This window comes from Sphingobacterium sp. UBA865, from assembly GCF_002295765.1.
In the GTDB taxonomy this organism is placed as follows: domain Bacteria; phylum Bacteroidota; class Bacteroidia; order Sphingobacteriales; family Sphingobacteriaceae; genus Sphingobacterium; species Sphingobacterium multivorum.
On sequence record NZ_DBGB01000001.1, the window covers coordinates 68520 to 80305 of the forward strand.

The following is an 11786-nucleotide window of genomic DNA, read 5'->3' on the forward strand; positions in this document are numbered from 1 at the left end:
CATTTTTGATTTTTAGAATCTAATCTTACGCCACATGAAGCTGTCTAAAGAAAATTTGATTAATATAGCTGTTCACAATATAGATCTACCCCACTCCTCCATTTTCGATTTACCCGAAAAAGTGATTCAGTTTGGGACAGGTTCCCTTTTGAGAGGACTACCCGATGATTTTATCCATCGGGCGAATCAGGCAGGGCTATTTAATGGACGAATTTTGGTTGTAAAATCAACTACCCAAGGTGACAGTTCAGCTTTCAATACACAGGATGCGCTATATACCCTCTGCGTGCAGGGTTATTCAAATGGAAAGATTGTCGATCGTCAGCAAGTAAATGCCTCCATTTCCAGGGTATTGTCGGCACAGCAAAGCTGGTCAGAAATTTTGGAAACTGCTACAAATCCGCAGATGGAAATCTTGCTATCCAATACCACAGAAGCAGGTCTGGTCGAAGATAAAGGTGACATCGGAGGTAATCCTCCGGCAAGCTTTGCCGCTAAAGTAACTGCATATCTCTATACCAGATTCCGTCATTTTAACGGCGATCCAAGCAAAGGACTTATTATTATTCCGACGGAACTCGTTCCCGACAATGCACAGGTACTTAAAAGAGTCATCCTTAAGATAGCTGAACGGCAAAATCTTAATTCCGAATTTGTCAGCTGGATTAAAGAGGCCAATCACTTTTGCAATTCACTCGTCGACCGTATCGTCCCAGGGAGTATCTCGAGCAGCAAGTTCCCCTATGAAGACCTACTCGCTATTATGGCCGAACCATATTGTCTCTGGGCAATAGAAACAGACAGTGAAACCGTAAAGAAACAACTTTCATTTGCAGCAATTGATTCTGCAGTTAAACTTGTATCCAACATCGAGCAGTACAAAGAGATTAAACTACGTTTATTAAACGCTACCCATACCCTATGCTGCGGCATCGCGCTTTTGTCTTCTGTAGAATATGTGAAGGACTTTTTCCAAGTTCCTGCGTTTGACCGATATATCCGCCATATTCTTTTCAACGAAATCGGCCCCACACTACAGCATTATGCCCATATTGAGCAAGCAGCATGGGAAGAGTTTGGCAGGGCGGTGATCGACCGTTTTAAAAATCCCTTTCTTGCCCACCGCTGGCATGCTATTGTTTTACAGTATACCACCAAGATGAAAGTGCGTGTGTTTCCGCTGATCGCCCCATGGTATTCCTTTCAGGGCAAACCACCAGTGGGTCTAGCCATTGGTGTTGCGGCTTATCTGTTGGTCATTCGTGAAGCCGCCAGTGGAAGGCTTGTTTTTCAGGACGACCTCCAACCCAAGCTGAGCCAGTATATCAATGGTTTAAAGTCCACTCACGACTTACTGTCCGATAAGGATATCTGGGAGCTATCATTCGCGGACTATCCTGAATTTTCTAACCTGGTACAGGAATTAGTTGAATTTATCGAGGCCAACAGTATCGGGCAAGCAATTGAAAAATATCTAAAGATCAATGCCCACTAGAACCAAAATTAGATATGTGACTAGTCATTTCAGTAATGAAAGGACTTAACCTCATTCCAGTGTATGAATGGCCAGTATTAAACTTCGCATATCTTGCTGGATGGAACGAATGGTCGCCTGCAATTCATTGTGCATATTGGCTAGATCATGTAGTTCCTCGGCTGAAAAAGTTCCACCATCCTTAAAATAAAGCTGCTGCCGGGGACTATCCGGTTCATCATCCAAACCGTATTGCAACCAGCGCTGCCGCATTGTTTCAATCAAAGAAAAATTTTCAGCGTTGCTAAATTTTTTCTCGGACAGAATTCCCCAAACTGAGCTTGGGTAGATCTGCTGCTTATTATTTTGATACCAAATACTTTCAAGCATATTTCGCTGCAGCTGCATCTTGATCCTTTTACCTTTGGGGTTTAGTGTCATAAACCCCAATACGGCGGTGCCGCCCCCGCCAGCGATACTCAACCCATTGTTGAGACCATCATTTTTGACCGTGGTTGCAGTCACGGCTGTAACGGCTCCCAGTAGTATAGAAGCCACAGTCAGACGGGTCTGCGTTTTCGCATTCAGTTCGTCTATATAACCTGCGAGCTTATCGATACGCTCACCGTTACAATCCAACTCTGCTGCGATGGCATTCAGCTCTGTCTCAAACAGCATGTACCTTTCAATCATCTTTTGCTTGGCCGCCAATTTCAGCGTAGCATTATTCGCAGTCCCCAAAAACTGGATGATAGGTTCTGCCAGATTGAGATATCTGATCAGCACAAAATCATGGTAAGAAAAGATTTTCCTTAACTGAATACTGTCCGAGGCAGTGATTTCCTGTATTGGAATTGATCTATAGGCCACATTTGGCGCGCAGTAATTTGTTGTCAACGTATGTACCTGAACATTGTTGATCAAGGTCGAACAGGCTGTCAACAGCAATACGGACAAAAAGAGAAAGGATCTAAGCGTTAGAAGAATTATTTTCATTACCTGAGGTTATACCTTATTTTTTACAACAATAACCTTTTCATAATGTTTTTGATCGCCCTAATTTTACTTTAGAAGCGCCTCACTCCATATTTTTTAATATATTTAAAATGAAAACAGGAAATCCATTGTAGACAGATACAATGAAGGTGCACAATATACGAGCCTAGCAACATCAAAAGACCACTTATGAAGAAAACCACTTTTCGGAACCTATTTGTCGTACTATCTTTTATTGCTATTCTATTGCCCATTTATCCTTCCATCCGGTCGTATTTCAGCAAAACCTGTATCACCGAAAAATATGGCGTTCATTACAATGAACAGCGTAAGAAACTGGGCCTGTATCCCATTCCCGATAGCTGGGGCAGAAGAAATCTCGATTCTTCCATCATCTGGTATAATCCCATCGGCAATTTAGGACATCGTTGGAAAAATGTTTATTTTAAAGGCTGCAACATCAAGGAAGAACTGGATCTTTTCGCTTTCGGGTACGATGCCGAAAAGAGGCAATATACCAAAGTGCTGAAAGTGATGACTCGCTATAATATACAAGCGAAAGTGGTGGATCTCCGCTATAAATTGCAAACCGGGTCATACAGCAAACAAATAACGAAAATTGAAGCTGACTCATTAATCAGCACTTTAACGCTAAATGACTCCAAGTGATCCTTCATCAGTAAACTTTCCATAAAAAAACGGCATTGCACATTGTTCAATGCTGTTTTTTTATGGACATATCATATTTATTTCCAGATACAAAGTCTTTCAAATTCGCCATAGCCCAACTGGTTGTTACCGGCAATCTGGTAAAGGCCGACGCGCAGTCTTTTGCCGTTCAGATCTGGACGTAGAAACGGTGTTCCAGGCAGATCTTTCCAATCCACACCATCTATCGAGCAACGCAAAAAGAAATAACTACCGACCTTTTGGACCTGAAGGTAAGGCGAAAAATTAAGGCCCGTTCCTGTATTCTCTTCCTGAAAAATCTGTGGACCGATGCTCCGCGAAAGGTTGCCCAGGTTCCATCCCGTCAAAATACAATTGCTGATATAGGCATCCTTACGATCCATGCTTTGAATCATGACACCAGCTTCACTTGATGTACGTACTTTACGGCCCAGGCCTACCACATCACTTACCTTAACCTCTAGCGTGAAATCGCCCTCCAGCTCTTTAAAAACAAACGGGGCTAGAAGATCTGCATCGCCCCATTTTGTATTTTTGGACTGGATTTTCCAGGTTCCAGCTAGGTAGGAAAGCGCTGTCTGCGTGCTATCGGTTTTTTCACTGTAGTGATAACCATCCCAGAAAGGAATTTCCTGATCCTTGGCTGAATAGCTTTCATCCTGTGCTGGCTGCACCAATTTCGGCTTTTGCGCCGAAATCGCTTCCACTACCGGTTTACTGACATGGCCAAAGGCATCCTTCGCAAGAACTTCGATAGATTTTCCGGGTCCGGATGATTTAAAAAGATGGTAAGACTGCTGCTTCCAGCCTGAGCTCTCACCATCAGAACGGAATAAATACCACATTCCTGGCTTTTTCTCTACCTGTGCAAATACCTGATCGGCATTGATCAGGCGCGGCGGAGAAAGCACCTGCGGAACATACCCGTCCAGTCCCTTGGCTAGGCCCGCTTTCCACTGACTGAACTTTGCGTCTACCTCGTCCGATGTTACGGTACCAGCATAGGCGCGAAAGAAATGAAATGGATAAGCCAGTTCGAGGGTATTCTTACTTACCCGCAGCAGTTTGTCAGAAAACACGTGCTTTTCAATCTTCCCATTGCGATAAAAGCTCTTCTTGCCTTTATCATTGACAAGCACAGCATGCTGCCAGGAACCATCGTCATACCAATCAAAATAAAGCGTATACCGCTGCAGCTGAAGAATCTCCCTTAGCGCCGAACTTTCAAAAGCCTTACCTTTCAGTGCCAATCTATTTCCGGCTATCATAACTTCCGCATCGTCAACCGTCACTAAGGTATCCTTCGCTGTTCCCTGGTTCCGCAAGGTGCTGAGCTTTCCGAGGTTTAAATCGTCAGTTTGCAGCGCAAAGAAATTCGATTTCGGCACTTCATTGGCCAACCTAACCACTTCCTCCTCATCCAAGCTCGTATTATATACCTGCAAACTGGATACATAGCCCGAAAAATGCTGGTCCAGTATATCCGAAGCTCCCAGGACAAAAACATCCCCGGGCTTGACAAACAGCATCCTATTTTCCCTACGCTGCAGCTTTCCATCCACATAAACAGACTCCTGATAGCCGTCAAAGGAAAATACAATATGATGCCACACATTTGAGTCCGGAACCGATGCATATCCCAAATCAGGCCAGGAGCCATGCGTGATGGCCCCACGTCCGGCATCAGTACCATAACCAAAAATCGCTTTACTGAGATCCTGCTGGCCCGACGACCAGGCAACCAGCTGTTCAAACCGCGCTATGTCCGGATTATTGACCCATAGTCCTATACTATAGGAGCCATTTGCAGCCAACGACTGCGGCACGGCGAATGTCGATCGCAGCGCAGTTCCACCATCAAAGAAGAATGCCTTTTTACCCTGATAATTTTTAACAGCCAGGGCCTGTTCCGTGCTGAATATGCCCCCGAGTAGCCCTTTATTCTGAATACCTTTTACGTATTGTCCTTCCTGGTAATTGGCCGCATCGATATGGATCAAATTACCCACTGCGACTTCCTGCACAGGCATCTTTTGTGCTGCAGACCATAGCGTCTGTTGTGGAAGCTTTTGTGCATACACCTTCATGTTCCAAACGCCACGAGGAAGTCCATTCAATTGCGTGTTGAAAATGGTTAATCTAACATATCTTGCCGAAGCTTTGCCATGTTCTACAATAGGACTCGCCCAGCGGTCGTTATCCGAGCGATCCACAAAATTTTCCCAGACGATACCATCCATAGAGGTTTCGAGTCGGTATCGATAGGCATACGTCGGGTATTCAAACTGAATGGCTATGGTCTGTATATCCATTGTTTTACCTAAGTCGATAGCTACCCAGGCGGGTCCCTGATTATTTTTGGCCCGCCATAGCGTTCCATTGTTGTTGTCTACTAAAAAAGAAGGCCTAAAGTCGGTATTGTACCAGGAAGAGGCCGTCACGGTTTTACCAAAAGCCAAATCGACTGGCTCTGCTAGTGCTGGAAACAAATCCGGTACACCAACATGTGTGGGCCGCACCGGCTCAATATCGCCGTCAGGCGTAAAGAATAGCTCGTCCATGGCAACCTGACGATGGAAGCCACCCCCAGCGTGTGGATTGTTGTGCCTGTGATAGACAATGAAATAACGATTATCCTGTTCAAGAATACTATGATGTCCTGGACCGTGTATACTGCCATCCTCGTTTGTAATCAATATGGGATTGGTCGACGGGTATTCAAAAGGCCCCATGGGACCGGTTTTACTTTTAACGTACTGAACACGATACGTACCATCTTCGCAATGCCCCGAGGAGTACATCAGGTAATAGATGCCCTTACGCTTAAACATATAAGGAGCCTCAAAAAAGTCCTTTGCCACCGTATTGGGTATCAATGCTGTCTTTTCGAACGTTTTCATATCCCTGTTGAGTATCCCCACCCCACATCCATGATCGGGGTAGATTCCCCAGGTTCCCCAAAATAGATAAATGCGGCCATCATCATCCCGAAAGGTTTGCCCGTCCAGAGTAATTACACCTGGAATCATATAATTAGGGATCATCGATTTGCCTTCGGCTACCAAAGGTTCCCAAGGTCCCGTTGGGCTGTCGGCCACTGCCCCAAAAATTTCTACAGGCTGACTATAATAGAGGTAATATCGTCCGTCGTATCCATGCGTCATATCAGGCGCCCAGTACCAATGTGTATTGGGCCAGTTCATGGGTTGAATGGTCCAGTTCTTCAGATCCCTGGAACTCCACACCTGCGAAGGGCCTGCGCCCCAACCGTTCCCATCCGTAGTCGCATAGATATAATATGTATCGGCAATTTTCTTGATGCTCGGGTCCGCAAAATATCCGGGCAGCAGTGGATTCAATACATTAGGCTGTTGGTACGGTTTCAATGGCTGAGCCACCAGCCCTGTTAGCGACATAACCATTGCTGCCAAAATAGGGAAAGAAAAATGATGTTTCATGATAACACAAGGTTTACAAGTACATAAGAGTTTACAGGTACATAAGAAACGATATTGCCATTTAACAGATTTTACAACAAATAAAATCTACGATAAATGTCTATTTAACATTAAATTTATAACTTCAGTCATCACATTACAAATTTTGAGGGCTAACTGGTTAAAAATGGGCTATTGAAGGTTAAAATCTACCCATAAATACAGGGTACAATCCTTCATCTTTGTAAGAGCATTGACCTTAGCTGTCTAATAATGAGTATTAAAATATCTAAAATGAATCTTAAAAAATGCTATTGGATCCTATTTACGCTCGTATGCACACAGTTGCCAAGCAGCGTATATAGCCAGCAGGACGAACACCCCGTATGGAAAGCAGTCAAAGCGCAGCAAGCCACCTTAGGCGTAGAAGAGGGCGCCAAAAGCTTTACCCTCAAAAACCTCAATGTAGCCATTCTCAATGCGTCGCAGACGCTATCTTCTTTTCGTCCCAACGGAAGCGAAAAAGACTTTGACTATACACCTGTTGAACTCCTGCGCAAAAGAGACCGTAATCAATTTTTTCATATCGGTGATATCACGATCAGTTTGCGTCGTCAGGGCGATAGCTCCTGGAGCGCCTATTCATCGGCTACAGCGCGTAAGCACGTAAAGGCGCTAAGTCCTACAAAAAACAACCTGGCCAGCGCGGATATTAGTCCTACGCTCAACAACATCCCCTTAAAGGTCATCCGCAACTGGCAAGATGACCATGGCGACCTGATCCTTAGCTTTGAGATTTCAAATCCAACTGATTATACCATAGAAATTGGCGCGCTGGGCATCCCCCTTCCATTCAATAACAACATGGACTGGAAAAATCTCGATCAGGCGCATGCACAGAATGTGTTTTTCGATCCCTATATCGGCCAAGATGCGGGTTATCTACAGGTCAACCGTCTACATGGCAATGGACCTAGTCTATTGGTATTGCCCTATAAAAATGCAGGCTTTGAAGCCTACAATCCGCTCAATACCGACCCAACCCCCCGAAGTATTACCTTTGAGGGATTTCATGAATGGCTGATCCACAGTAAGGCCCATGCTGAGACTGACTGGAAAGGCGTAGAACAATGGAATACACCGACTTCTACCCTCTTGAAGCCACATGAATCAAAGACCTTTGCCTTAAAATTCGTTCTCGCACCAAGTATCCGACAAATTGAATCGGAGTTACTGAAAAATAATAGGCCTGTTGCTGTTGGGCTTCCCGGATATGTTGTCCCCATGGACAATCCCGCCAAACTTTTTGTTAAGCATAGCAAAGCGGTCAAAAATGTCAGTGTCTATCCTGAAGGTGCTTTGACCCTGACAAAAAAAGGAAGTACAACACAGCACTGGACCGAATACGAAGTGAAGGGCAACCGTTGGGGACGTGCGCGGCTTACCATCAACTACCGGGATGGCATTACACAGACGATACACTATAAAGTGATCAAATCTGAAAAAGAAGTCGTCCAAGATCTGGGCCATTTCCTCACTACCAAGCAGTGGTATGAAAATGATAAAGATCTTTTTGACCGATCACCATCTGTTATATCCTACGATTATGAAGAACAGCAGCCCATCACCCAAAATAAGAGTGCCTGGTTTGCGGGTCTAAGCGATGAAGCCGGTGCCGCAAGCTGGCTTGCCGCCCTGATGAAACAGGTACTACAGCCCAATCAGCAGGAAATAGCCAAATTGAAACGTTTTGTCAATGAGACACTATATGGCCATATCCAGCATAAAGAAGGCGACAAGAAATATGGCGTTGTCAAAAGCCTTTTTTATTATGAACCAGACTCGATGCCCGCAGGGACCTACCGCTCGGACATCAACTGGAAGACCTGGGCTGCTTGGCCTAAAAAAGAAGCCGACGACATTGGGCGGTCCTACAATTACCCACACGTGGCGGCAGCACACTGGGTGATGTACAGGCTTGCCCGCAACTACAACAATCTGGTCAACGAGGAAACTTGGGACAAGTACCTCGAACGGGCGTACCAGACCAGTATCGCCATGGTCGAAAAAGCGCCTTATTACGCACAGTTCGGTCAAATGGAAGGCAGTATTTTCCTTATCGTCCTCAATGACCTCCGAAAGGAAGGATTAACCACCATGGCCGATAAGCTTGAAGCTGCCATGCGCAAGCGAGCAGAGCATTGGAAAACCCTCAATTATCCATTCGGAAGCGAGATGCCCTGGGACTCTACCGGTCAGGAAGAGGTATACCTCTGGTCACGCTTTTTTGGTTTCGATGAAAAGGCTCAAGTCACCCTAAATGCCATCATCGCCTACATGCCAACCGTTCCGCACTGGGGTTACAATGGCAGTGCGCGCCGTTACTGGGATTTTGTCTATGGCGGCAAGCTCTCCCGTATCGAGCGGCAGCTGCATCATTATGGTTCGGCCCTCAATGCCATTCCCGTCCTGACTGCCTACCGCGACCATCCGGACGACTTCTACCTACTCCGTATCGGACATGCCGGCATGATGGGTGCATTGGCCAATGTCACCCAAGACGGCTTTGGCCCGGGAGCATTCCACTCTTACCCGTCCACACTGGCCAATGACGGTATCTCGGGCGATTATGGAACCGGTTTTTATGGCTATGCCGTCAATTCGGGAACCTATATTGTCGACCATCCCGAATTTGGCTGGCTGGCTTTCAGTGGTAATCTAAAAACCGAAAAACAGCTGGTCAAGGTTGCCCTGACTACAGCTTCCAAAGGGCGTGTCTTTCTGGCAAAAGAAAATCTTTGGCTGACCACCGATGCCGGAGAAATTGCCGAATTACAGTACGATCAAAAAGACCGAAGCGTCACCCTGATCTTCAATACGGAGGCGAACCAATATAGCACGAATATGCTGCTCAATGTAAATCCAGAAAGCCATTATGAAGTGGAAGGAATAAACAAAGATGCGATGAATCGCTATGTAATACCCCTATCAACAAAAACGGTAAAATTGAAAAAGCTGAAGTAGCAAAAAATCCAGGCAACGTTCGACTTAAACATGGGCTATATCTACGCTAGCATTCACGCTAGAAACAAAAGAGATCGTAAGACGCCCAAAAATCGGGCTTCCATTTAGATGGAAGCCCGATTCTTAATAACTCACTTTAGCAAAATATTTCCTGATACCTTTCCTAAGGTCTTCGCCATTCGAAAAATCCTGCGCTAACTCAAAAGCTTCTGCTGAAAAGCGAAACGGATCAAATCCGCCGTATTCTTACTTTTTGTCTTATCCATCAAGTTCTGGCGATGTCCTTCAACGGTTCGTTTGCTTAGAAAAATTTTATCCGCAATCTCCATTGCCGTGAAACCCTGGGCAATCAGTTCCAGCACAGCAAACTCCCGATCGGAAATCTCATACTGTGCCAGGCGCGAACCTACATCGACCGTAGCACTGCTCTCAACATTATAATCTTCCATAAAGCGCAAACCGAAATTAGTCATCAGATACTTGTGACCTTGCGCCAAGCGCAATAAGCCAAACAAGATCTCATCATAATCGCCACCCTTGGACAGATAGCCGTCCGCTCCGCTCCGAAAAGCTTCGGCTACCTGAGCGGGCTCTTCAATCATGGATAATATGGCAAACTTAACATCCGGATAGATTTTTTTGGCCATACGGATAAAACTTATGCCATCCATCCCCAGCATATTCACATCAGTTAAAACCAGATCCGGCAATGTATTTTGTTCGAGGTAGATCAGTGCATCCTCCGCACTATCTACTTCATCTACCACCGTAAGCTTGTCGTGGGTATCAATTATCAAGCGTATCCCATTGCGTACAAGCCGGTGGTCATCAACTAAAAGAATTTTAGTCATTTTTCCTCCAATCCTACTAAGATACTTTATTTTTTTAAATAAGTTAATTTTTTAATACTATCCAGTTAAAAAAAAGTAGTCCATTCTACTTGACCTTGCGCCATATTTTTTCGTTTCCTACCTGATCATAGTTGGGTGCCAGCGCAGAGAAGCGCAGCGTCTCTTGACTGCCTAAGGCAAGGTAACCAAATGTCTCGAGGCTTTCATCAAAGAGCGATAATACCCTGGCCTGCAGCTCTGTGTCAAAATAGATCAGCACATTGCGACATAGAATCAGCTGAAAAGCATTAAAAGAAGCATCATTCACCAGATTATGCGAAGCGAATACAATTCGTTCCCGCAAGGTGGGATTGAGTTTCACCCAGTTATAATTCGCGGTATAGTACGATGAAAAATCAGCTTTACCACCTGAAAGCTGATAATTTTCAACATAGGATTTTAGATTTGCCATCGGGATAACAGCCTTCTTTGCCTGCTCGAGCACAGAGGGATTGATATCGGTGCCGTAGATCAGCGATTTGTGCAGCAGATTATGTTCCTGCAATAGAATGGCCAGTGAATACGCTTCTTCACCTGTTGCACAGCCAGCTATCCATATACGGATAAAGGCGTAGGTACGCAATTTGGGTAGGATTTCCTGGCGAAGATGTGCAAAAAAGCTAGGGTCACGAAACATTTCGGTCACATTGACCGTCATCTTTTCGACAAATCGCTGCAGGTATTCCGGATCGTGGACAACTCGGTAACGCAGTTCGGCAAAGCTCGCAAAATTATCCAGCAGGCAAAGTTGGTTGATTCGCCGCGATAAGGAGGCTTTCGTATAATGGGTAAAATCGTAACCATAGAGACGCTCCACATCCTCCATCAGCATCATCACCTGCTCTTGGCTGACAATTTTTTTTCCCGTAATCATCCTTTTATTTCCCCTATTAGCTGCACCAGAAGTTCAATGTCTATCGGTTTCGAAATGTAGCCATTTGCTCCTGCAGCCAGACATTTTTCACGGTCGCCGGTCATGGCTTGTGCCGTCACAGCGATGATGGGCAATTCACAGGCATTCTTTGTTTTCCGAATCAGCTGAGTGGCTTCATAACCGTCAATCTCGGGCATCATCATATCCATGAGGACAAGGCCTATGCCGGCATGATCCCGTAACTGAGCAAGTCCCTCTTCAGCAGACAGGCAGCCTATCGCTTGAAAACCTCTTGACTTCAGGGCCAATTTCAATGCAAATATATTGTTCTGATCATCGTCGATAATCAATATGATTTTGTTCTTATCCATGCAGTTTTAGTATCCCCCTATTGTCTATAT

Annotated in this window: 8 protein-coding genes; 3 read left to right on the forward strand and 5 right to left on the reverse strand. The window is 45.1% G+C overall.

Going from position 1 to position 11786, the window contains the following annotated elements:
• The first annotated feature begins 34 nt into the window (after window positions 1–34).
• The gene (locus B2O97_RS00310) at window positions 35–1495 is read left to right on the forward strand and encodes a tagaturonate reductase (protein ID WP_286766646.1); all 1461 of its coding nucleotides are present in this window, start codon (window positions 35–37) and stop codon (window positions 1493–1495) included.
• A 51-nt stretch (window positions 1496–1546) separates the two neighbouring features.
• Here B2O97_RS00310 and B2O97_RS00315 read toward each other — a convergent pair whose 3' ends face one another.
• Window positions 1547–2470 (reverse strand): hypothetical protein, encoded by a 924-nt coding sequence (locus B2O97_RS00315; protein ID WP_286766647.1) that lies wholly within the window; start codon window positions 2468–2470, stop codon window positions 1547–1549.
• A 189-nt stretch (window positions 2471–2659) separates the two neighbouring features.
• On the opposite strand from B2O97_RS00315, the gene B2O97_RS00320 reads away from it, so the two are divergent.
• Window positions 2660–3139: a hypothetical protein gene (locus B2O97_RS00320; protein WP_286766648.1), complete on the forward strand. Its 480-nt coding sequence runs from the start codon at window positions 2660–2662 to the stop codon at window positions 3137–3139.
• 77 nt (window positions 3140–3216) lie between these two features.
• Here the strand turns inward: B2O97_RS00320 and B2O97_RS00325 are convergent, their stop codons facing one another.
• On the reverse strand, window positions 3217–6618 hold the full coding sequence (locus B2O97_RS00325) for a family 43 glycosylhydrolase (RefSeq protein WP_286766649.1): 3402 nt from the start codon (window positions 6616–6618) through the stop codon (window positions 3217–3219).
• Window positions 6619–6891: 273 nt separating this feature from the next.
• Here B2O97_RS00325 and B2O97_RS00330 point away from each other — a divergent pair, with 273 nt between their 5' ends.
• Entirely contained in the window at window positions 6892–9621 is a 2730-nt protein-coding gene (locus B2O97_RS00330) for a DUF5695 domain-containing protein (protein WP_286766650.1), read from the forward strand.
• Window positions 9622–9815: 194 nt separating this feature from the next.
• On the opposite strand, the gene B2O97_RS00335 is transcribed toward B2O97_RS00330, so the two are convergent.
• The 3 genes from B2O97_RS00335 to B2O97_RS00345 form a co-directional block, all read right to left on the reverse strand.
• Window positions 9816–10472, reverse strand: coding sequence for a response regulator transcription factor (locus tag B2O97_RS00335; protein WP_286766651.1), 657 nt, complete (start codon window positions 10470–10472; stop codon window positions 9816–9818).
• An 85-nt stretch (window positions 10473–10557) separates the two neighbouring features.
• Entirely contained in the window at window positions 10558–11385 is an 828-nt protein-coding gene (locus B2O97_RS00340) for a CheR family methyltransferase (RefSeq protein WP_159333171.1), read from the reverse strand.
• A complete protein-coding gene (locus tag B2O97_RS00345) occupies window positions 11382–11756 on the reverse strand; it encodes a response regulator (protein WP_159333172.1) in 375 nt (124 codons plus the stop codon). The genes B2O97_RS00340 and B2O97_RS00345 overlap by 4 nt, the downstream gene beginning before the upstream one ends.
• Between the last annotated feature and the right edge of the window lie 30 nt (window positions 11757–11786).

Excerpts from the sequence above, each read along its gene's own strand:
- B2O97_RS00310 (WP_286766646.1), top strand. The coding sequence starts at position 35 with ATGAAGCTGTCTAAAGAAAATTTGATTAATATAGCTGTTCACAATATA.
- B2O97_RS00315 (WP_286766647.1), bottom strand. The coding sequence starts at position 2,470 with ATGAAAATAATTCTTCTAACGCTTAGATCCTTTCTCTTTTTGTCCGTA.
- B2O97_RS00320 (WP_286766648.1), top strand. The coding sequence starts at position 2,660 with ATGAAGAAAACCACTTTTCGGAACCTATTTGTCGTACTATCTTTTATT.
- B2O97_RS00325 (WP_286766649.1), bottom strand. The coding sequence starts at position 6,618 with ATGAAACATCATTTTTCTTTCCCTATTTTGGCAGCAATGGTTATGTCG.
- B2O97_RS00330 (WP_286766650.1), top strand. The coding sequence starts at position 6,892 with ATGAATCTTAAAAAATGCTATTGGATCCTATTTACGCTCGTATGCACA.
- B2O97_RS00335 (WP_286766651.1), bottom strand. The coding sequence starts at position 10,472 with ATGACTAAAATTCTTTTAGTTGATGACCACCGGCTTGTACGCAATGGG.
- B2O97_RS00340 (WP_159333171.1), bottom strand. The coding sequence starts at position 11,385 with ATGATTACGGGAAAAAAAATTGTCAGCCAAGAGCAGGTGATGATGCTG.
- B2O97_RS00345 (WP_159333172.1), bottom strand. The coding sequence starts at position 11,756 with ATGGATAAGAACAAAATCATATTGATTATCGACGATGATCAGAACAAT.